The following is a 22,405-nucleotide window of genomic DNA, read 5'->3' as shown; positions in this document are numbered from 1 at the left end:
TTCATGCATATGCGACAATAAAGATGAGCAATAATTATGACTAAATTCAACAAGACACTACTGGCAGCAGCTGTAGCTTTAGCAAGTACTCAAACATTCGCAGCAGGTTTTCAACTCAACAGCCAGTCTGCAACCGGTTTAGGCCGCGCAATGGCGGGGGATGCCATCATCGCAGATAACGCTTCAGTATTGGCTCGCAACCCAGCGGCAATGGCATTATTTGATAAGACAGCAATTTCGGTTGTTGGTACTTATGCTGATGTGAATGTTGAAGTGACTGATGCCATGATTGGTGATGGTTCTGGTGATGGTCAATATTTAGGTGCTATGGATAATGCCGCTGAAGGTAAGCCTATCCCAAGTTTTTATTACATCAACCCAATTAATGACAAATGGGCTTTTGGTGTTGCTGCATTTAGTAACTATGGTACAGGCACTGATTTAGCCCCGCTAAATTCAGGTCATGACATCAATACCCCAATTGATTTATTGGGTAATACTGAAGTGACCACCATTAACTTTAATGCTAGTGTTTCATATCGTATTAACGATTCTTTGAGTTTAGGTCTGGGTATTGATGCCATAAAAGGTATGGGAACACTGACTAGGCAAGGTAATTACACATTCTCTACGCCTATTGGCGATTTACCTGCAGATCTAGACCTTGTCAATATTGATGCAGATGGTTGGGGATTTGGCGCCATTTTCGGTCTTGCTTATGAGATCAATGAAAACAACAGAATCGGCTTAAGCTATCGCAAAAGCCCGAACATGAAGGCTTCAGGTGACATTACATTTGGTCAAGATATTAACCTAGGCAATATACCACTTATGGTAGCCGAAAATTTTGATGAAATAGATATCCCTCTGGCCGATATTGCCCAGCTTGCTGGTTTTCATCAGCTAACTGACAAGTTCGCTATCCATTATACAGCCCAGTGGACCAGCTGGAGTAACTTCGACAACATCGAATTAACAGATGGTGATAAAGGCTCTGATAGTTATATTCTTAAGCATTATAACTGGGATGATTCTTGGTTCTTAAGCCTTGGTGCCACTTATGACATCAATGATAAATGGACTGTAAGAGCGGGTATTGCAAAGGACCAAGGTGTGGTTGGTGAAGTATCATCGCTATCAATCCCTGATTCAGACCGTATGTGGTACTCAGCAGGTTTTAGTTACCACATTAATGAAAAATCGAGCATTGATTTCGGTTACACCCTGGTTGCTGGCGAGAAAGTCCATGTTATCGAAGATAGCCTGTTAACTCCTTCTATTGGCGCTTATACAGAATCAGGTGCAAACTACTACTCATTACAGTACAACTACACTTTTTAAGCAGACAGTGACTTAAACAGACTTCATTAAACAGATTGAGTAATTAAAACTTATTCTATATCACTAAAACGGTTAATAATTTAAAAACCATCGATGATCCATCGGTGGTTTTTTTATATCTGCTATACTTTCATTAGATTTTTCTCATAAATGAATTGCGCTTAACATTAAAGTCCATTAGAATTTTCTCATAAACAAATTTTTGAGGTGGTACATGGCAACCTTTCACAAACGCTTATCTTTATTTAGTGCAGTAATACCTACTTTGCTGGCTATTGTTAGCTATAGCGCTATAGCTGATACAGACAAACTAAAAACCGATAAAGCTTTTGATACCCTAACAGTCACTGAAACAGAGTCTGTTTCATCAATAATCATTGATGGACAAGTGGAAGCGATTAAAGCCGCTACCGTTTCAGCACAAACCTCAGGGCGCATTATTCAGGTCAATTATGATGTCAATGATGTGGTCACCGCAGGCGCGTCTTTACTTGAAATTACCAGTGATGAGCAGACCGCAGAATTTAATGCGGCAGAGGCTCAGCTTGCCAGTTCAGAAGCCATGAACTTTGAAGCACAAGCGACACTAACTCGTTATGCGGCGCTGTTTCCTCAAGGTGCCATATCTCAAGGGCAAATGGATGAAGCGACCGCCAATGCCAAATCCAGTAAGCAAGCGGTATCCGCGGCAAAAGCTCAGCTTAATAAAGCAAAACAAAGTTTAAATTACACTGTGGTTTCTGCGCCATTTGAAGGCCGAGTGACTGAACGCTTTATTGAACTCGGTGAAACCATTTCATACGGTCAGCCATTATTTTCCGGTTTTGATACCCGAGAGTTACGTGCCACTTTTAATGTTCCCTCGCGTTACTTAGCCAACCTGCAAGCGGCTAAGCAGCTTGAATTAACCTTAACCAATGGTGAAAAAGTTATCAGCAACGATATCAATGTTTACCAATTTGCCGATGCCAACAGTCATCAGCATCAAGTAAGAATTAACTTTAGTCATCCTCAAGCACTCACCGGCCAATGGGTTAAAATCGCGGTACCCGTTAAAACCAGCAACGTGGTCATTATTCCCTTAAGTGCTCTTTATCAGGTCAATGATCTGGATGGCGTGTACCGAAAAGTGGGTCAGCACACCTTGTTAACACAAATTCGCCTCGGAAAAATTGACAAGCAACAGCAAACCGTTGAAGTGTTATCAGGTCTTGATAAAGGTGATGAAATTATCCTTAACGCCAGTCGCTACGTGTTACTGCGCGCAGCTAACCAAAGTAAGGAGTAGTTCATGGCTAATTCAGAACCTCGTTTAGGTATTTCTGGCACCATTGCTAAGAACTTTCAAACCAGTGCTATCACCCCTTTACTGGCTATTTTGGCATTACTACTCGGCTTATTTGCGGTGCTCATAACCCCTAAAGAAGAAGAGCCACAAATTGATGTCACCTTTGCTGATGTGTTTATCCCCTATCCAGGTGCAAGTCCTACGCAAGTCGCTAATCAGGTTACCTTACCTGCCGAAAAAATTATTTCAGAAATTAAAGGTGTTGATACCCTTTACTCATTCTCACAGCCTGACGGCGCCTTAATCATTGCCATCTTCAAAGTGGGCATTGCTCGAGAACAAGCTGTTGTCGATTTATACAATAAAATTTATTCCAACCTTGATAAATTCAATCAAGCCGCAGGCATTGGTGAGCCGCTGATTAAACCTCGCGGTATTGATGACGTACCTATTTTTGGTCTCACCTTATGGTCAGATGATCCCACCATGAACCCTGAGCAACTCACTAAAGTCGCTACGGTACTAGAAACTGAACTAAAACGTATCCCAGGCACCCGTGAGATATATTCTCAAGGTAGGCATGAGCTTATTGCCAATGTTCGCTTAGATCCTAGTAAGCTAAACAGTTTTGGGATCACGATTGAACAAATTGAGCAAGTGCTAAACAGTAATAATTCCGTCTCAACAACAGGTTCATTAACCCAAAATAATCAAGAGATTAAGGTTCAAACTGGACAGTTTTTAGACTCAATTGACGATCTTAAAAACCTGGTTATCAAAGTAATACCCGCTAATAACTCAATCACTGAGCCTGCCAGCGCCAAGGTGGTTTATTTAGCCGATGTTGCTGATATCACCTTAAAAAGCGATATTCAAAAGCAGCAGGTCTGGCATGCTAATCAGCAAGGTCAATTCCCTGCTGTAACCATTGCTATTGGTAAGCAAGCCGGTGAAAACGCGGTAGATATTGCCAATTTAATTACAGATAAAGTTGCCAAACTCGATAACTTACTTATTCCTGATAACGTCAATGTCGCTGTTTCCCGTAACTATGGCGCTACCGCGGGCGAAAAAGCCAACACACTGATATTTAAATTAATTTTTGCTACCGCTGCAGTGGTGATATTGGTGCTATTAACCATGGGCGCCCGCGAGTCAGCCATTGTTGGCGTCGCGATTATCATTACCTTAGCACTGACATTATTTGCCTCATGGGCATGGGGCTTTACCCTTAACCGTATTTCACTTTTTGCACTGATATTTTCAATTGGGATCTTAGTGGATGACGCCATTGTTGTGGTAGAAAACATTCACCGTCATATGGCGATGAGTAATAAACCGCTCACAGAATTAATCCCACAGGCTGTGGATGAAGTGGGCGGGCCGACAATTTTGGCCACCTTTACCGTTATTGCGGCATTACTGCCAATGGCGTTTGTTTCTGGCTTAATGGGGCCTTACATGAGCCCTATTCCCATCAATGCCAGTATGGGCATGCTTATCTCGCTATTGATTGCTTTTGTGATGACCCCATGGCTGAGTAATAAATGGCTTAATGCCAAAGCTCACCGAGGTAACACCAGCAGTGACCTAAATGAGCAACCCCATACAGAAACAGCCTCAACTAAATTACTGAGCTTTTTCACTTTCATCATGAAACCATTTCTTGATGGTGAACACGCCAGTAAGGCGCGTAAAGCTATGGCGTTAGGCATTTCGCTGTTAATCGCATTGGCAGTGTCATTACCCTTCATGCAAGCCGTTGTGCTTAAAATGCTGCCTTTTGATAATAAATCGGAGTTTCAGGTGATTGTTGATCTACCTGAAGGCACGCCGTTTGAGCAAAATCAAAAACTGCTACAAGAGCTTGGACTTTATCTGACGACTGTTGAAGAAGTTGAACACTTGCAGTTGTACGCAGGCACCCACTCGCCAATGAATTTTAACGGCCTAGTGAGACATTACTTTTTACGTGAAAGCCAAGAAGTGGCTGATATTCAAGTCAATCTGGTTGAAAAGTCAGAACGTGATAGAAACAGTCATGATATTGCTATGTCAGTGAGAGAGCCTTTGCAAGCCATTGGTGTCGCTTACAATGCCAATATCAAAATTGTTGAAGTGCCTCCTGGCCCACCAGTATGGTCGCCGATTGTAGCTGAAGTTTACGCGCCAACCACAGCGCTGCGCGAACAAGCGGCTAACGATTTAATGAGCCGTTTTCAGCAAACTGAGCATGTTGTAGATGTGGATATTTATTTACCCGCACAGCAAAGCAAATGGCAAGTGAGTATTGATCGTAATCGCGCTGCAATTGCTGGGGTGGCTTACTCAAGTATTGTTAATACTATTCAAGCGGCAATTGATGGCAAAGATGCCAGTTACCTTTATCAAAGCAACTTGCACCTGCCAACACCAATCAGGCTGCAGCTTGATGAAGCCGCCAAGGTGGATATGCATCAGGTGATGTTATTAAAAATCCCTTCAGCCTCAGGAGCAATGGTCACCCTTGCTGATGTGGCTTCAATTAAACAAACCAGCATTGATACCACTATTATCCATAAAAATATGGTGCCCATGATCATGGTCATTGCCGATATGGCAGGCCCGACAGGCAGCCCTTTGTATGGCATGTTTGATATGGTAGCTCAAATAAACCATGAGCAAGAAAGTGGTGAAGCTGCATACCCAATGAGCCAATACTTTGCCAATCAACCCGACGGCTTAGATGAAGTTGCCGTACTATGGGATGGCGAGTGGAAAATCACTTATGAAACCTTCCGCGATATGGGCATTGCGTATGCGGTGGGTATGATTGCGATTTACTTATTAGTGGTCGCACAATTTAAGTCTTATACCGTGCCGCTGATTATTATGGCGCCCATTCCATTAACCATTATTGGGGTCATGCCAGGACACGCAATACTCGGGGCGCAATTCACCGCCCCATCAATGATAGGCATGATCGCGCTGGCCGGTATCATAGTGCGAAACTCAATTTTGCTGGTTGATTTTATCCATCAACAGGCAACCGAAGGTGTGCCGTTTGAACAAGCCGTGATCAATGCCGCTGCAGTGCGCGCCAAACCGATTATGTTAACGGCCTTTGCCGCCATGATTGGCGCACTATTTATCATTGATGATCCGATTTTTAGTGGGCTAGCAATCAGCCTTATTTTCGGGATATTTATTTCAACCATTTTAACCTTGGTCGTTATCCCAGTGCTGTATTACGCAGTAATGAAAAACCGCCAAGGGATCCACAACTAATCTAACGTTTAAGGAGTTACTTATGTCTATTGAAAGATCAATTATGGCTTTTGCCGGCTTTATGGTGCTGTTATCTTTAGTGCTTACCGCTACCGTCAGTCACCATTTTATTTGGCTGACAGCATTTGTTGGTGCTAATCTATTTCAAAGTGCTTTTACTGGTTTTTGTCCCGCCGCTATGGTGATGAAAAAACTCGGTCTAAAAACCGAAGCAGAAAAAGCAACCCAATAGCATTGCAAAAATATATCAATAAGGAGCCACAGTGCAGCCATTAGATTGTAATAAATTTACTATTCAAGCTGTTAAAGCCCTCACCCTACTTGCCATGTGCTTAATGGTATTAACAGTGAGTAAAATAAGCCTTGCCCAAGATATGAATCCCGTTATTGCGTGGGAGAAAATTAACAAGGGTGCGATGATATTGGATGTAAGAACCGCTGAAGAGTTTGCCGCAGGTCACCTTGAGGGCGCGATTAATATTCCCTTTAATATCGCCCTTAAAGAGCTAAATAAACAAAATATTGCCAAAGATACAGCCATCGTATTGTATTGCCGCAGCGGCCGCAGAAGCGGTATTGCCAACGATGAGTTAGCCGCTGCAGGCTACACTCAAACTTATAACGGTGGCGGCATTGCTACTTTATCAGCAAATAAGCAATAGCCCGCTTTATTAACGCTTACAGCTAAATGAGCCCCTTATTGGATATAAAAAAGGTCTGCCAGATAACTCTGACAGACCTTTTTGTTACTTCATTAAAAGTCTAAAAAACCACGGTTTTGTTACCATAGACTACTACTTGTTCATCAAGGACAAGCTGCAGGGCTTTACTCAGCACGCTTTTTTCAACATCGCGGCCATTATGAGCGAGTTCTTCTGCGCTGAAACTATGATCAACATTAATCACATCTTGTTTGATAATAGGCCCTTCATCTAAGCAATTATTGACAAAGTGGGCTGTCGCACCAATGATTTTTACCCCACGCTCCCACGCTTGACGATAAGGTGAGGCGCCAATAAATGCCGGTAAAAATGAGTGATGAATATTGATAATGGTATTGGGAAACTCAGCGACAAACTCAGGAGTTAAAATTCGCATATATTTTGCCAATACAATGTAATCAGCATTATAGTTTTTTATAACCTCAAGCATCGCTTGCTCGTGCTGGGCTCGGTCTAAACCTTCATGACTAACATGATGAAATGGAATATCAAACTTTTCAGTTAAGCCTTGCAACACATCGTAGTTACCCACCACTGCAGCGATCTCAACATCTAAACCGCCATAATAGGACTTCATTAAAATATCACCTAAACAATGGGCTTCTTTGGTGACTAAAATGACTATACGTTTTCGGCCTGCATCCACCAGCTTCATGTGATTTTGTAGAGGCAGCACCTCAGTTAAGTCGGCCAATAACTGCTGATCGTTAATTTGCCCTTCAAGCACAGTACGCATAAAAAAGCGCCCTTGTTCATGGTCAACAAACTCGGTGTTTTTAATAATATTTAGCTTATGGGCAAAACACACCCCGGTAATTTTAGCGATAAGGCCTTTTGCATCTTCACAATCAGTGATCAAAATTTTTCGCTCTAGGCTTGCTGTATTGTTAACTGGGTTACTTTTAGACTTCATAAACTATTGGCTCACAAGAATTAAATCGATGACGTTTACATTCAAATAAAATGCAGCTGGCTAAAAACTATATTTTACTTTTAACATAGCTTTTATGGGAGATGTAATTAAATAACCAGATATATCAATAATTGATTTTTTTATAGCAACCTAATTATTAAATAGTTAAAAGAGTTGCTATATTTATGAGGTTTTAATAATCATTTACGGGTGTCGAGGTACTTTTGCAGTAGTTTGCGCAAACTTTCCGCCTTAGTCCCAAATACCACCTGTACTCCATGCCCCACTTTGATCACCCCTTTCGCGCCTAAGCGCATCAACCTGGGTTTATCGACAAGTTTTGGATTCACGACTGTAATGCGTAAGCGGGTTAAACAAGCATTTAATTCAACAATATTGTCTGCCCCGCCAAGAGCACTAATCATGCTGCGTAGGCTTTCTTTATTGCCGTGACCATCAGCTTCTAACCGCCCAGGGGTTTTTAAGTTAAATGCTACAATACTCACCCTAAATAAAAGATAATAAACAAACCCCGTTAATGGCCCTAAAAACCAAATCCATTGAGTATTACTTGATTGAGCAAACAACAAACTGAAATCAATCAGTCCGTGGGAAAACACCACACTATGTTTTACTTCAAGCAAAACACAAACGCTATAGGCCACACCAGTCAGAATGGCGTGAATTAAAAACAATATCGGCGCCACAAACATAAAGGCAAATTCAATGGGTTCGGTGATCCCAGTTAACCAACTTGCGGTTGCCGCTGACAGCATAATCCCGGCAACGCGATTACGTTCAGATTTATCCGCGCTACGCCAAATAGCCAACGCTGCAGCAGGGAGTCCCCACATTTTTATGAGGTAACCCCCAGCAAAATTACCCGCAGCAGGATCACCAGCAAGATAGCGAGCTATTTCACCTCTCACCAATTTACCGTCATCAATATATTGTCCCACTTCCAAGTAAAATGGCGCGTTCCAAATGTGGTGTAGGCCCAATGGAATAAGTAATCGTTCAATGGCGCCATAAACACCAAAGGCGACAGCAGGCTCTTGATATACAGCCCATAAGGATAAAGAATCGATTTCATAGGCCAGTGTGGGCCAAATATGGGCCAAGATAAACGCCATCAGCATGGAAAATGGAATAATGATTAACGCAGCGCTTCGATGGCCTTCAAAAAATGAGAACACTGCTGGCAGTTTTACATTTTCACTCAATCGCACCACCAAACAAGTCAGCGCGCCAATGAGCACACCACCAGCAATTCCGGTATCCATTGTCTCCATCCCCCAAATGGGCCTCGAGGGTAAGTGATAAAGGGTTGTCATTGCTCCAAGGCTTGAAATATAAACGCCAAAGCCAAAAACTGCGACAAAGGCGGCAATTCCTTGGTCTTGACAAAAGCCAATGGCAATAGCTATCGCAAATAATAGCGGCATCATGGTAAAAATTAGATTACCCACATTCGAAAGCACGATGGCGAGTTCGATAGATATAAAAGGAAGGGGATTGGCAGAAAGCCCGAGCATGACACCTGCAGCGGGTAAAATGGCGATGGGAATTAACAGCGCCTGACTAAGACGCTGAGCAAATTTAAACCACCGCTGGCTTAATAACCTTAACTGTCTTGCGACTGGGTTACTGCGGTTTGCCAAGTTGTTATCCATTGTGTGGATTCTGTTTCTGGTTCCATGGTTTCACAGGCATCAATTTCAAGGCGCGGCGTAATACTGGTTGCACCGAGTTCAGTAAGCAGTTCATCAAATTGTTTTCCTGCGCCGCAGAATGTTTCATAGCTTGAGTCACCTAAGGCAATAACGCTGTAGTTAAGCTTAGGCAAATAAGGCGCTACTGAGCGCAACTCATTAAACCATGGCACAATATCTTCAGGTAAGTCACCGTGACCAGTGGTAGAGGTCACTATGATCAGTAATTCATCTTCAGCTGGAACATAGCCCAATAGCTCAGTTGGCTGAAACAATTGGGTATTAAAATCCAATTGTGCGATCTTATCGGTTAATGTTTCAGCAACAAATTGTGCACTTCCATACACTGTTCCGAACACTATATTAACTTTATCCATGATATACTTTTCCCCAAGCTCACTGACTGCATTGATTATTACAGCTTAAATGCTGACTAATTTGAGTTAATAGCTTCACCATACTGCATTCCAGCGCTGGGCTGCAAGTATGAAATACAAACAAAAGTAACAACTTATCTAAACGTTAAGGTTATTGTTATGCGCCAAGCCAACCGGCATAGATTGTTCAAACTCCAGCATAAGGCCGCCCATATTAGGCGAAACTTTTACTTTAGATGTGAACAACAAGATACTAGCGAGCCACTTGCAAAAATTGATGAGTTCGAGAAGTTGAAGGCATTATTGTTAAAACACAATAAAACCCCTTTAAAACAAAGTACTTAATAAGCGCACTTACCAAGTACTTGGATTTATCTTTAAGATTCTTACGTAACTTATTATTACGTGATAGTTTTTACGTAAGAATTTTTTATAGCCTACTAAGCAATATCCATAGGTGCTGAGCAATCAAGCGCATCATCCCAGCCAAACTGCTCAAATATCCTCAGCCATTCTTGCTCCAATTCTGTTTCTATATGCATTTTCTCTAAGGTCACAGGATGAGTAAAACGAATTGACTTAGCGATAAGCCATAAACGATTTATCTCAAAGTGCGATCTAAAAAACTTATTCTGCTTACCATCACCATGGGTGGTATCACCAATAATAGGATGACGTAAATGCGCCATATGTCGTCTCAGTTGATGTTTACGGCCCGTTTGCGGTGTAAGGTTAATTAAGCAAAAGCGGCTACTGGGATAACGTCCAGAACTGTATGGGATCTCTGCATTCATTAACGGCTTATAATCAGTTACCGCTTCTTGTGCGGGCTTATCTTTATTGGCCTTTTTGTCGGCAACATCATCTAGTTCTACTTTTAAAGCGTAATCTAAACGGCCTGCCTCATGCATATTGCCTCGAACCAAAGCGATATATTCTTTCGTCACTTGATGATGTTCAAACTGCTCACAAAGCGCTCTGGCGACTTCACTGCTTTTGGCAAAAACTAACACTCCTGATGTGGGTCTATCTAATCTGTGCACCGGAAACACATGGCAGCCCACTAGGTCTCGAGTCAGTTGCATCGCAAAAAAGCGCTCCTTTCTTGCAAGGTAACTGCGGTGCACCAACAAACCAGCCGGCTTATGAATAACCACCAGATGCTCATCTTCAAAAAGAATTTCTAACTCAGGCGGCGTTTCATCTTCAAGCCCCTCCGCTGCTAGCGTTTCAGCTTGAAGGCTCGCTGCATCTTCTTGGTCATCGAAATATTCATCATCTATCATGTTATTGCTCACTTAAAAAGGTGTCTAACTCAGCCAATAAACGTATCAAAGGATTAAGATCATCACGCTGACTCCACACATGTGCCGCCATAGGGGCTAAGGCTATTTGAGTAGGTAAAGCCTGCTTCATACAAATAAGCTGTTGCATCTTAGGGATAAAAATAAACTGCAACCATTGCTCAAACCCCATGGTATCGCAGGCAAAAGGAGAACTGCTCGCAAGCGCTTGAGCAGAAGGTTTAGTCGATGACCAAAGGTTTGCATCTTTAAGGTTTTGTTCTATCTGAATTAAGTATTGCTCTGTTTTAATATACGGCATAACTGTGATTTATCGCTCACACAAGTTTGAAATAACACGATTGTTTGTGCGACTAATTATATCATCAGGAGGCAGTTAACCCTATAATACGCACAAGTTAATCGCTATATAAAAACACCATGACACAACTCGAAACCCTAAGTGAATTTTTAGACACCGCTAATACTCAATTTCAGGTTTATGATTTAGGCCGCAGAGTCGAAAACATCGATATGATGTTGTTTAATCAAATTGAAGCATTAAAAACCCCTTACCCTTTTCCAACTCAAGGTCATGCACAATTTGCCATCGTGTTTTGGCGCGAAGCACAGCCACCTTTTATTTGGTTTTTAAAGCTGCCACTGGATGAGCAAGGCTTGTTGTCTCCAGCGCAGCGCAGTCAATTCATCAAAATGATCCTCGAAGCTCTAGGGCAAGATCCAACCAAAGCATTAAGTGATGAAGAACAAGAGCGCTATGCTAATCACCCTTTTAGCTTCAAGCCTAGCCAGGAAAAGCTAGCGCTATTTAATGCCTTAGTAAAACGTCAATTAAGCCAGCAACCATCAGCGCAATATCAATTTGCCGCTAGCTACTTTGCTGCGCTGATAGCAAGTCCAAAGAAAGTGGATGACTCGTGGCAGCAATTAGGGCTTCAAGGCATTGCCGACATCTGTGTGCGCCTAGATCAACATAACCACGCTGCAGAAATTAATGCCGCTTTTGAATTTGCCCCAGTTGAAGTTCAAGCAGCTATTTGCCAATGCTTAGAACATGTGACCATTGATGCAGTGCTTGCACAAACCTTGTTTGATAAGTTATCTCAAGCGCCGGTTGAGCATAAGCATATCTATCTTAGAGCCCTTGCTTCACAAGCTGAGTTAACTCAAAAAGCCATTAAGCAATTGGTTAATTACCAACAACTTGATGAAAACTTATTGATCACCATTGCTGCCAGAAACTGGATTGCATTAAAAGATGACCAAACTCGCAAACTTTATCTAGAAGTCTTAGCAAATCAGCCACAAATCTTCTTTAACCAAGTATTTGCTGATATCGTGTCTATACCGAGTTTACGCCAGCCGCTGTTGCTTGAACTAAGAAATACCGAACGAAGTGAGAAACTATCAGCGGCTATTGGCGGTTTATTTAAGGCACTAAGCCAATGATGTCAGATTTTATTTTAATCGTAGCAGTCGTGGTTGTGGGCGCATTCTTTTGGCAATTACGACAAATGGCAGAAATTAGCCGTAAGTATGCTGAAAGCGCCTGCGGCAAGCAAAAAGTACAACTCCTTGCTATCGCAATGGAGTCAGCAAGACCTAGCCTGGGTGGTACTACTGGCCTTTGTTGGCGTGCTAAATTTTTGTTTGAATTTAGCACCGATGGCATGAACCAATATCGCGCGCATATCCAAATGCATGGTAAAAAAATAGAAAAAATAAATTGGCCTATTTTCCCAGAGCCAGAATGGATGGATGCGCCGATGGCAAAAGGTAAGTTTGGTGGTTGTGGCGGCGCATCTAGCTGCAACTCCGGAAAGTGTAAGTAATTTATTGGCTTAACGACTCAATAGGTAAGCCATACTGCATAAACCATTTTTTACTTGAAAATCGTTATTTATTAAACGCTAGCCAAAAGAAAGACCGCGACAAATCATTGCCGCGGTCTCTTGTGCTTTTGTTAAGCCATCCAGCTATTGTTGTGCTCCCTGCACCATCCATGCGTCTAACTTGCTCCGAGCGCTATCCTTATTCAATCCTTGATATTCCTTGTACACTTAAGTACTTTCCATCTTACTCGATTATCCATTGACCGAGCCTGCTCAAATCCTTAAGCGTGTCCTTAATTCATCCTTGGGGTTCTTCCATGACATCCTTTAATCAAGTTATTGCATCCAATGCAATCACCATAAATCCCTTATGGCGTAAATCCCTTAATTGATGTCCTTCAATCTAATAAAGTCGCTTATATCCATAAACTGCAGTGATGGGGTATTAGTTAACTCCTTGTCACTAACCTTTTAATCATGCCACTGTCCATAGCGTACATTTTACCTTGATTTGAAAGTCACTGTAGAGCAGAAAACACTTTACTTATAATCCTATTGATACAACTTAAGCACTTCCTGTGCATATTTGCTTTCTTGGTATCTATTATAGTTCATATGGTTCAACAGGTAAGTCATAAGTATTCACATTACAGCGTAATTACAAAGTAGTAACACCACTAAACCAGCAGGCGTCAAATTAAAATCAATAAAAACAACAACTTTAAAATAAACCTAATTTAAGGCGCGTTTCAAATGCGATAAGGCTTACACCCCTTGTGAGATATATCGCACAAACAATCTGGCTATTAGGGAAATTAACCACTGCAAAAAAATTCACATATTTAACATTTGTATTTCTGAAATGTAAAAAAGCGCAATCCTAATAAATTAAGATTGCGCCTATTTTACGCTCTGTTAGCTTATCCGGCTAAATTGTGCTTCCCTGCTCCATCCATGCGATTATTTGCTCCCTGCTCCCTTTATTCCCTGTTACTCAATTTCCTTGTATTCTTGCCAGTTGCTGAATACTTGAGTTTTCAATCCATTGAACAGTCTATCCCTTTGACTGACAGTTTTACTCCTAGATTACCATCCTGGTATGCTGCATCCTGCAATCCGTCATCATCCTGATGAGGGTTCATCCTAGTTTCAGTTATCCATAACTGAGCTTATGCCCTTTCCTTGAGCGTGTCCTGACTTCGTCCTGAATTCATATTTTGAGATAGCTAATAAGAGGTTTTCTCATATAAATATCTCAATGAATAACCAGCCCCCTTCCTTTAATTTTCATCTCATCCTGAGACATTAACGACCAAAGGTTGTTGGCTTTACAATATGACTATTCATTATAAGTGCAATATTAAACAAAACACCCTGTTTTATTTATGTTGCGACCTTGTGGAATATTTTAGCTAAATTCATTGGCGAGAAAACACCCCATTTACTCACAAACCAATAAATTCTCGTCACCAAAACAGACCTAAAAACTTAAGGCTATGTTTTAATTGGTAAAAAACAAATTCAGCTAGAGAATGCATACAGACTAAAGTTAGATAACTTACAGGGTATGTGAGATAAGTCTTACACGCCAAAGTGAAACTTGCCTGTTTATGACTTTGAGAGGAATAGCTTTTTTAACATTTGCGCAAACATTACCCAGTCAGCGAGCAAACTGTATAGCGGGTATTCAAAAGTAGCAGGTTTGTTTTTTTCAAATACAAAGTGACCAATCCATGCAAATCCATAACCGATGACAGGGATAAATAATAGTTGCCACCATTGCTGGCTAACTAGAGTCACCAACAGCAATAACACTATCAGTCCAGAGCCGAGGTAATGTAAGCGCCGACATGTGGCATTTTGATGTTGTGATAAATAAAAAGGATAAAACGACTTAAAGTCTTGATACTGTTTATCAGCCATTTATTGCTCCGATTTACTTTGATAAATTAATATCTCACCATCAACAGAGCCAATGGTTTGATCAGACAAATGGCCAAAACCTTCACCAATAAAAAGCGCTGCATGTTTATCGTTGTTAACAAATACTCCGATCCCATCGAGCTCTAACTGCTCATCGCACCAACTCAACACCGCTTGAATTAATTTTGCCCCATTACCTTTTCTTTGCTCATTAGGGCTCAAAGCGATAAATTGTAAAATACCGTATTGTTTACTCGGTAAACTTTCTAAGATGGTATGCTCTTTTTTAATAAATGCTTGGGTTGAACTCCAACCAGTGCCGAGTACCATTTTTAAACGCCAGTGCCAGTAACGACTTTCACCAAGAGGCACTTGATGGGTGATCACACAGGCGACACCGATGAGACGTTTGCCTTCAAACCAACCAATTAATGGTTGCTCTTGCTGCCATAACTCTGTGAGCTCTTCTCTGATTGCAGCCCGCAGTTTTTGTTCGTAATTGGCTTTATTAGCAGTGGCTAAAGCTTCAATAAAAAATGGATCATCATGATAGGCATTATAAATAATCGATGCTGCAACTCTTAGATCTTCCGCAGTCAAATAAACCGCTCTAGGTTGATCGTTAGTTTGTTCATCCAAAGACGGCGCAGCTTGAGTTTTCGGGGGCAAAGTGTTGTTTTCCATGATGTCACTCTTAACTAATCCAGTTGATAGTCTCAACTTAACAACTTTGAAACATATTGCAATTTAAATAGGGTCACCTAATCTTAGTAAAGTAATATCATTCATACATGGTGAAAGCTCATGGATACGACAACGACAACATTTGAACACTTATTTCAGCAATTAGGATTAAGTTCATCTAAGGAAGATATTAACCAGTTTATCGAACAACATAAACTGGCTAAAAATAGCACCATTGCACAGGCTGGATTTTGGTCAGAATCGCAAAGACACTTTATTGAAGAGGCCTTACATCAAGACGGCCAGTGGTCTGAATTAATAGACCAACTGGACGTTTTATTAAGAAATTAAATGTTTTGGTAAGCAGTTTCACCCCAACCCACTAATTTGTTGTCACTTATTACAACTGGGGTACATTCACTTTTTGTGGTTTTGCCGTCACCTTTACTCCATTGAGTACGGTAGAAAAACACCTGAACCTCTTTCTTCGGACTTTGTGCATCTGCTTGGGTCACATAAGCCTCACTGAAATCAGCCGTTCCCATCAAAATGGTGACTTGATCTTTTGCCATTCCGATTGAAAGTTTCGCTAAGTTATTACGATTAGTTTGTTGTTGTTTTTGCCAATATGAATCACTACGCTTACCTTCGTGATCGCCCACATTCAATACGCAACCAGTTAGTGAAGTCGCTGCTATAGCCATAATTAATGCTGCACCCAATTTTGCTTTCATAATACGTCCCTTTCAAATGGTTCTAATGTAATTTCTACTGAAACTGTTTTTCAGAGTAAGTTATACTGTTCTCAATACTGATTAAGCTAAAAGTGTGCCAAAAGTTAAAAGCTTGATTTTATTCACTATTTAAAACCATGTCTCACTTTTTGAGTAATTTCACTACCAATATTTAAGGATTTTCACTAATTATGAGTCCAATTGAACAAGTCCTTGCGGCGGCAAAATCCATTGCTGTAGCAGGTCATACACCAACATTAGCGTTAATAAAAGGTAAATTAGGTACGCGGATAGCCATGCCAACCCTTATTCAGGGGTTGCAGCAATTTAAAGCCATCCCCAAAGAGCAATGGCAAGACTTACCCGATTTAGCAGCCATGATACAGCCAGCTAATACTGAAACGGCTCAAGACCCATTAACGGCGCTAGAACAAAAATGGCAGGCTAAATTTGACGCTGTCGAAAGTGAATTTGCCCTAAAGATAGCAGCACTTGAAAAACGAATTGTACAATTAGAAAGTTAAGCACCACATCCTCAATACATTTAACCAGCTAAAAACGGAAAACCATGTTTGTCACTGAACTCAGATTTGAATGTTTCGCCGATACCACTATCACAGCGGCAGAAAAAGCCATTAATAACTTTCTAGAAGCACTCAGAGCCAATGGCCAAGTATTAGGACGAGAATTTGCTGTCGCATTTAATGAAGGTGAGTTTAAAGTCAGGCTATTAATACCTGAAAAAAACAGTTTATCAGCCCGTAACAACAGCCCATGGGTCAAACAAGCATTAACTATGCTAACTGAAGCAAAGTTATTGGCGCCACGTGAAAAGTTTATCGGCCAAGATATCAATTCAGAGCAAAGTAATATCGACACTCCCAGCTGGCAGGTGCTTTACACCAGCTATGTACATATGTGCTCACCATTAAGAAGTGGCGACAACCTTCTCCCTATTCCGCTATATCAAATTCCAGCAAGCTTTAATGGCGACCATAAGCGAGTTATTCGCTGGCAAACAGAGTGGCAAGCTTGTGATGAACTGCAAATGGCGGCGGCAACCAAAGCTGAATTTGCAGCATTAGAAGAACTGACTAGTCATAAAAGTGATTTATTTAGACGAGGCTGGGATATCCGCGGCAGAATTGAATTTATTACCAAAATTCCGACTTACTATTATCTTTATCGCGTTGGTGGCGAAAGTTTACAGTCTGAAAAAAAACGAGCCTGTCCACGCTGTGGATCGAAACAGTGGTTATTGGATGAGCCATTATTGGATATGTTTCACTTCAGATGTGAGCCATGCAGAATTGTGTCGAATATCTCATGGGATCATCAGTAATAATTTCAAACGTTATTGTTCTGAAGTATCTAACATCGATCAGAACAGCTGCATCATTAACCTTCTTTTCAACAAAAAGCCTGACTTAATTAATCTATAAGTCAGGCTTTTTGGTTTATCGCAAATTAATAACGTTGATCTATGACTTTCGTCTCAATAAGTCATTCCACATCATTTTCATTCGCTGCCAAATCCCCGGATGTGGCACATGGCCATGATCTTCTTCTACAGGTTCAATTGCTGGTGTGACTCTTGGCGTTAGGCTATCGATAAACCCAGCTAGGCTATCAGCAAGCTTTTCATGGGGCTTATTGCCTGGCACTTCAATCCACACACTGCCATCTTCATTATCAACCGTTAGCATGTTATCGCCATCACCCAATACACCGATAAACCAGGTTGGTGCTTGTTTGAGTTTTTTCTTCATCATCAAGTGGCCAATGATATTTTGCTGCAAAGATTCAAAGTCTTGCTGATTCCAAACTTGCAGTAATTCGCCTTCACCCCAGTTTGAATCAAAATACAGTGATGCTGAAAAGAAGTGGCCGTAAAAATCATTGATATCATCATGCAGCTTAAGCTCTAAAGCCCGTTCGACATTACTAAAGTCTGCGGTGCTTTTACGCTTAACAGTCTGCCAAAATACCGCTTCATCAGATTCAAGATCATACTGGCCCTCAATACAACTAGACCCTTGACCCATTGGGTAAAATCGCGGTAATTCCCCTAAGGTATCTTGGTAAGCTTGAATATAACGGTTAGAAAATTGATCCAATGATGTTGAACAAGACACTTAAGATGCTCCAATATTGTTTGTGACCAAATAGATTGGTGTATTTGTCACGTACAGTGATTACCTAATTATATAAATTGGTATTATAATAAAGGCCTATTTTGACACGGAAACACACTAGATGACACACAATCACGATCCCTATAGTGATGCTGAAGCACTTAAAGGTTTAACTTTAGGTCAAGCGACGCAATATCAAGCTGAATATGATGCATCATTGCTGCAAGGGGTTCCTCGTAAGCTAAATAGAGATGCCATTGCATTAACGGCTGAGTTACCTTTTCAAGGTGCTGATATTTGGACTGGCTATGAACTATCTTGGCTTAATGCCAAAGGCAAGCCTATGGTAGCCATCATTGAAGTTTACCTTGCCATCGAAAGTGATAACTTAATTGAATCGAAGTCATTTAAGCTTTATTTAAATAGCTTTAATCAAACCCGCTTTGACAGTGTTGAACTAGTACAACAAACTTTACAACAAGATCTTAGCCGCTGTGCCAATGGCGAGGTCACGGTAAAAATCATCGAGCCAAAACATTTTAATACCCAGCGCATTGTCGAGTTACCGGGTAACTGTATTGATGAACTTGATATTGAAGTTGATGATTATCAATTTAAACCTGAGTACCTTGAAGACAGCACTGAAGAGAAACATGTTGCTGAGACACTTACATCCAACTTGCTAAAGTCGAATTGTTTAATTACCTCTCAGCCTGATTGGGGTAGCGTGATGATCCGCTACCAAGGTCCTAAAATCGATCGAGAGAAGTTACTGCGTTATTTGATTTCATTCCGTCAACACAATGAATTTCACGAGCAATGTGTTGAGCGTATTTTTACTGACTTAAAACGTTATTGCCAATGTTCTAAATTAACGGTTTATGCCCGTTATACTCGCCGTGGAGGTTTAGATATTAATCCATTTAGAAGTGATTTTGAGCAGCCGCCTGAGACACATCGTTTAGCGAGACAGTAATTTCAAAAATGATATTACAACTTAAAAGGCACTTTTTAGTGCCTTTTTTGATCTGCAGGTAAACCGACTTAGCTAACGATCAATTTAGGCATGCCTTTAAGGCAACTTAATGAGAATCAATAATAAGCTCAGCCCAATCTATTACTTCAGCGTTATATTCAGGCTCGTTCGCAACACATCCACTATAAAAGCTAATGGCAAACCGATAGCTCTCATTAAGCTTACCTAAACTACAATGCCATTGGTTTTCAATCTCAAAGCGCTCTTTGTCATCATTTATCAGCCGCAAAGAGACATTGAATTGTAAAGGTATGACAGCGCCTTTATTCAGCTTAAGCTCGCTTTTTTCAGCCGATTGAAAATCAAATGCGAATGATTTAAGCGATAAAGCTAAGCCTAAGCCTTTGGCCTTAATGTAAGACTCTTTTAAGGTCCATAAATCAAAGAAACGTTCCCTATGCTCCACTGCTGGTAAAGCTAATAAAGCTGCCGCTTCAGGTTCAGAAAAGTAATGATTTAATATCGAATGAATATTGGTGCTATCACGGCGCCGCTCAATATCCGCCCCCAGCTCAAACGCTTGCATTGGGGCATTAGTTTGATAAATAGCCACCAATAACCAGTCACCACTGTGACTGATGTTGAAACCTAAACCCGTTTGCTGAAATTGCAGATCAGTTAAACGCGGTTTGCCTTTTTCGCCATATTCAAATACCCATTCATTGGGCTTTATATCGGCAAAACGCGACAACAAAGCCCGCAAGTAACCTCTAACCATTAAGCCTTTTTCACGGGCTGATTGTTGAATATAGCGATTCACTTTTTGGGTTTCATCTGCAGGCAACCAAGATGACACCAATGAGGTGGTTTCTTGATCCAATACTGCCGTGGTAAGCGGACAGAAAAATAGATTTATCTTGGTGTCAGAATTCAAAATCAACTCAATAGTAAAACAAAAAGCCATTGTCGCTTGTTTCTAACTGAATTTATAGTCTGTGTAATACGCCAAATAAATAAAAACGGCTGGAACATTACAGCCCCTGCCGTTTTAATCCTATTAGCTTGCGATTAAGACCCGTTTATTGCCGTTGGCAACGATTAACTACTCATAGTGAACCCTTGGCGATTAAGCCATCGCGGTGGTCTTTGCCGCTTGCTGAGGTTGTACGTCATAGCGACTAAAGCTCATCGAGAACTGACCGTCACCACCCGTCATCGATTTTAGTCTAGTAGAATAGTCACTGACATTAGCCAAGGGCACTTCGACTTCAACTGTAACCATGCCAGAGCTATCGGCTTGTGTGCCGCACACCATACCTCGCTCGCTACTGATATCGGCGGTGATATCGCCCACATGTTGCTGAGCAACACAAATATTCATTTCAACGATAGGCTCTAAAACCACTGGCTGAGCAAGTTTAACGGCTTCCATAAAGGCTTTTTTACCCGCCATCACAAAGGCAATCTCTTTAGAGTCCACACTGTGATGTTTGCCATCTAATACAGTAACTTTGATGTCTTGCATCGGAAACCCACCAAGCTCACCTGCTGTCATAGCTTCTTTAATTCCCTTTTCAACCGCGGGAATATATTGAGTGGGTACCGAGCCCCCGACCACTTTGCTGACAAACTCAAAACCTTGACCACGCTCAAGGGGCTCAACTTTAAGCTCTACTTCTCCAAATTGGCCAGAGCCACCGGATTGCTTCTTATGACGATATCTAAAGCTCGCCTCACCCATTATGGTTTCACGATAAGCAATGGCTGGAGTGTCAGTGTCCATATCAACATTAAACTGCGTTTGCGCTTTTTCTAATGCAATTTGCAGATGTAAATCACCTTGGCCTTGCAGCACAGTTTGTCCTTCTGCCTCATTACGGGCAATCTGTAAGCTTGGGTCTTCTGCCACTAACTTATGTAGCACTTCCGATATTTTTTGTTCATCACCGCGGCGCTTTGCTGACACGGCCAAGCCAAAAATAGGTTGCGGCAATACCAGCTCAGGTAAATGAAATTCATCTTCATCATGGTTGTCATGCAGCACAGCGCCAACTTCTAACTCATCAATTTTAGCAATGGCGCAGATATCACCCGGGATAGCCTGATTGACGTTACTATGCTGGTCCCCTTGTAACTTAAGAATGTTAGTCACTTTAAAGGGTTTACGGCTATGACCGATAAACAGTTTCATGCCCACTTCTATGGTGCCTTGGTATAAACGAAAAACGCCCATGCGGCCTAAAAATGGATCGATTGACACTCTAAAGATATGGGCTAATACATGGTCATCAGCTTTTTGGCTAACATCAATAGGGGTGGCATTTTCAGTAAAGCCTTTGATAAATTGCGGCGGATTAGCTTCAAGAGGGCTTGGCATCAACTTAGTCAGCATTTCCAGTAACGAGCTAATACCAATGTCTTGTTCTGCACTGGTAAAACATACTGGTACTAAATGACCCATTCGCAATGCGGCTTCTAGCGGCGCATGCAATTGCTCTGGGGTTAATGAATCACCTTGCTCTAAATACAGCTCCATTAACCGATCATCTTCTTCAAGCACGGTATCAATGAGTTCATCACGGGCAGTTTCCACATCGCTGAATAAGGTTTTCGCTTTTAGATCGCAATGCAGATAACAATCCACCACATCATTAGCCATTTCATTGGGGAGATTAACGGGTAAGCAGCGATGACCAAATTGCTGCTGGATATTAGTCAGCAATTCAGCAACTAAAGCTTCGTTGCCATCTAAGTGGTTAATGGCAATGATCACTGCTTTGCCCTGCGCTCGGGCTGCTTCAAAGGCTCTTTTGGTTACCGATTCAATCCCAGTGCTGGCATTGACCACCAATAATACCGATTCAACGGCAGAAAGAGGCAATAATGCTCTGCCAATAAAATCAGGTAAACCTGGAGTATCAATAACGTTTAAATGGTGGTTTTGGAAGTCAAAATTAAGAAAGGAAGGTTCTAGGCTGTGGTGGTGGGCTTTTTCTTGGGCAGTGAAATCGGCATGATTTGTGCCCTTGTCGACCCTGCCTTTTAAGGTTATTGCATTGGCGCTAAACAGTAATGCTTCGAGTAAAGAGGATTTGCCTGCGTTGGTGTGACCCATTACAGCCAAATTACGGATTTGCTCAGTGGTGAAATCAGCCATTGTGGCCTCCCTTTATCACATAGTTAATCAATCCATTTCG

At 41.5% G+C, this 22,405-nt stretch carries 22 protein-coding genes; 11 read left to right on the top strand and 11 right to left on the bottom strand.

Annotation, left to right across the window (positions count from 1 at the left end; all coding sequences use genetic code 11):
- Positions 1-36: 36 nt before the first annotated feature.
- The 5 genes from Q4533_RS01545 (at position 37) to Q4533_RS01525 (ending at position 6,558) form a co-directional block, all read left to right on the top strand.
- Positions 37-1,341, top strand: coding sequence for an OmpP1/FadL family transporter (locus tag Q4533_RS01545; RefSeq protein ID WP_303410832.1), 1,305 nt, complete (start codon positions 37-39; stop codon positions 1,339-1,341).
- Between the two features lie 214 nt (positions 1,342-1,555).
- On the top strand, positions 1,556-2,629 hold the full coding sequence (locus Q4533_RS01540; protein ID WP_102530718.1) for an efflux RND transporter periplasmic adaptor subunit: 1,074 nt from the start codon (positions 1,556-1,558) through the stop codon (positions 2,627-2,629).
- Between the two features lie 3 nt (positions 2,630-2,632).
- On the top strand, positions 2,633-5,896 hold the full coding sequence (locus tag Q4533_RS01535; protein ID WP_303501545.1) for an efflux RND transporter permease subunit: 3,264 nt from the start codon (positions 2,633-2,635) through the stop codon (positions 5,894-5,896).
- 22 nt (positions 5,897-5,918) lie between these two features.
- Positions 5,919-6,128 (top strand): DUF2892 domain-containing protein, encoded by a 210-nt coding sequence (locus Q4533_RS01530; protein WP_102437507.1) that lies wholly within the window; start codon positions 5,919-5,921, stop codon positions 6,126-6,128.
- 94 nt (positions 6,129-6,222) lie between these two features.
- Positions 6,223-6,558 (top strand): rhodanese-like domain-containing protein, encoded by a 336-nt coding sequence (locus Q4533_RS01525; protein WP_102520711.1) that lies wholly within the window; start codon positions 6,223-6,225, stop codon positions 6,556-6,558.
- A 100-nt stretch (positions 6,559-6,658) separates the two neighbouring features.
- Here the strand turns inward: Q4533_RS01525 and purU are convergent, their stop codons facing one another.
- From purU to Q4533_RS01500, 5 genes are all read right to left on the bottom strand, one after another.
- Positions 6,659-7,531, bottom strand: a complete 873-nt coding sequence (purU, locus tag Q4533_RS01520) for a formyltetrahydrofolate deformylase (protein WP_102437509.1) — start codon at positions 7,529-7,531, stop codon at positions 6,659-6,661.
- 200 nt (positions 7,532-7,731) lie between these two features.
- Positions 7,732-9,204, bottom strand: a complete 1,473-nt coding sequence (locus Q4533_RS01515; protein WP_303501543.1) for a PTS transporter subunit EIIC — start codon at positions 9,202-9,204, stop codon at positions 7,732-7,734.
- Positions 9,156-9,620 (bottom strand): flavodoxin, encoded by a 465-nt coding sequence (locus Q4533_RS01510; RefSeq protein WP_303501541.1) that lies wholly within the window; start codon positions 9,618-9,620, stop codon positions 9,156-9,158. Before Q4533_RS01510 ends, Q4533_RS01515 begins: the two co-directional genes overlap by 49 nt.
- Positions 9,621-10,060: 440 nt before the next feature.
- Positions 10,061-10,906, bottom strand: coding sequence for a tRNA pseudouridine(65) synthase TruC (truC, locus tag Q4533_RS01505; RefSeq protein WP_102437514.1), 846 nt, complete (start codon positions 10,904-10,906; stop codon positions 10,061-10,063).
- Between the two features lies 1 nt (position 10,907).
- Entirely contained in the window at positions 10,908-11,225 is a 318-nt protein-coding gene (locus Q4533_RS01500; protein ID WP_102520705.1) for a YqcC family protein, read from the bottom strand.
- A 119-nt stretch (positions 11,226-11,344) separates the two neighbouring features.
- Here Q4533_RS01500 and Q4533_RS01495 point away from each other — a divergent pair, with 119 nt between their 5' ends.
- Positions 11,345-12,373, top strand: coding sequence for a DUF3549 family protein (locus Q4533_RS01495; protein WP_102437518.1), 1,029 nt, complete (start codon positions 11,345-11,347; stop codon positions 12,371-12,373).
- Positions 12,370-12,756, top strand: coding sequence for a DUF3301 domain-containing protein (locus tag Q4533_RS01490; protein ID WP_102437520.1), 387 nt, complete (start codon positions 12,370-12,372; stop codon positions 12,754-12,756). The genes Q4533_RS01495 and Q4533_RS01490 overlap by 4 nt, the downstream gene beginning before the upstream one ends.
- Before the next feature lie 1,608 nt (positions 12,757-14,364).
- On the opposite strand, the gene Q4533_RS01485 is transcribed toward Q4533_RS01490, so the two are convergent.
- The gene (locus Q4533_RS01485) at positions 14,365-14,679 is read right to left on the bottom strand and encodes a DUF962 domain-containing protein (RefSeq protein ID WP_102475703.1); all 315 of its coding nucleotides are present in this window, start codon (positions 14,677-14,679) and stop codon (positions 14,365-14,367) included.
- Positions 14,680-15,318 carry a GNAT family N-acetyltransferase gene (locus tag Q4533_RS01480; RefSeq protein WP_102437597.1) on the bottom strand — a complete coding sequence of 213 codons (639 nt, stop codon included), beginning with the start codon at positions 15,316-15,318 and terminating at the stop codon, positions 14,680-14,682. It abuts the gene before it with no gap.
- A gap of 165 nt (positions 15,319-15,483) precedes the next feature.
- Here Q4533_RS01480 and Q4533_RS01475 point away from each other — a divergent pair, with 165 nt between their 5' ends.
- The gene (locus tag Q4533_RS01475) at positions 15,484-15,714 is read left to right on the top strand and encodes a DUF2789 domain-containing protein (RefSeq protein WP_102437524.1); all 231 of its coding nucleotides are present in this window, start codon (positions 15,484-15,486) and stop codon (positions 15,712-15,714) included.
- On the opposite strand, the gene Q4533_RS01470 is transcribed toward Q4533_RS01475, so the two are convergent.
- Positions 15,711-16,097, bottom strand: coding sequence for a DUF3192 domain-containing protein (locus tag Q4533_RS01470; protein WP_102437526.1), 387 nt, complete (start codon positions 16,095-16,097; stop codon positions 15,711-15,713). The genes Q4533_RS01475 and Q4533_RS01470 overlap by 4 nt on opposite strands.
- Before the next feature lie 191 nt (positions 16,098-16,288).
- On the opposite strand from Q4533_RS01470, the gene Q4533_RS01465 reads away from it, so the two are divergent.
- Together Q4533_RS01465 and Q4533_RS01460 are read left to right on the top strand one after the other, a co-directional pair.
- On the top strand, positions 16,289-16,621 hold the full coding sequence (locus tag Q4533_RS01465; protein ID WP_102437528.1) for a hypothetical protein: 333 nt from the start codon (positions 16,289-16,291) through the stop codon (positions 16,619-16,621).
- Positions 16,622-16,665: 44 nt separating this feature from the next.
- Positions 16,666-17,439: a Zn-ribbon-containing protein gene (locus Q4533_RS01460; protein ID WP_303501539.1), complete on the top strand. Its 774-nt coding sequence runs from the start codon at positions 16,666-16,668 to the stop codon at positions 17,437-17,439.
- 139 nt (positions 17,440-17,578) lie between these two features.
- Here Q4533_RS01460 and syd read toward each other — a convergent pair whose 3' ends face one another.
- Positions 17,579-18,232 carry a SecY-interacting protein gene (gene syd, locus Q4533_RS01455; protein ID WP_303501537.1) on the bottom strand — a complete coding sequence of 218 codons (654 nt, stop codon included), beginning with the start codon at positions 18,230-18,232 and terminating at the stop codon, positions 17,579-17,581.
- A 121-nt stretch (positions 18,233-18,353) separates the two neighbouring features.
- On the opposite strand from syd, the gene queF reads away from it, so the two are divergent.
- Positions 18,354-19,208: an NADPH-dependent 7-cyano-7-deazaguanine reductase QueF gene (gene queF, locus Q4533_RS01450; protein ID WP_102437534.1), complete on the top strand. Its 855-nt coding sequence runs from the start codon at positions 18,354-18,356 to the stop codon at positions 19,206-19,208.
- A 106-nt stretch (positions 19,209-19,314) separates the two neighbouring features.
- On the opposite strand, the gene Q4533_RS01445 is transcribed toward queF, so the two are convergent.
- Entirely contained in the window at positions 19,315-20,142 is an 828-nt protein-coding gene (locus Q4533_RS01445; RefSeq protein WP_277869087.1) for a 4'-phosphopantetheinyl transferase superfamily protein, read from the bottom strand.
- A 192-nt stretch (positions 20,143-20,334) separates the two neighbouring features.
- Positions 20,335-22,365 (bottom strand): elongation factor G, encoded by a 2,031-nt coding sequence (gene fusA / locus Q4533_RS01440; protein WP_303501535.1) that lies wholly within the window; start codon positions 22,363-22,365, stop codon positions 20,335-20,337.
- Positions 22,366-22,405: the final 40 nt, after the last annotated feature.

The organism is Shewanella sp. 6_MG-2023, assembly GCF_030547195.1.
In the GTDB taxonomy this organism is placed as follows: Bacteria; Pseudomonadota; Gammaproteobacteria; order Enterobacterales; family Shewanellaceae; genus Shewanella.
Note: the sequence above shows the minus strand (reverse complement) of the source record. Positions and strands in the feature narration are given on the sequence as shown.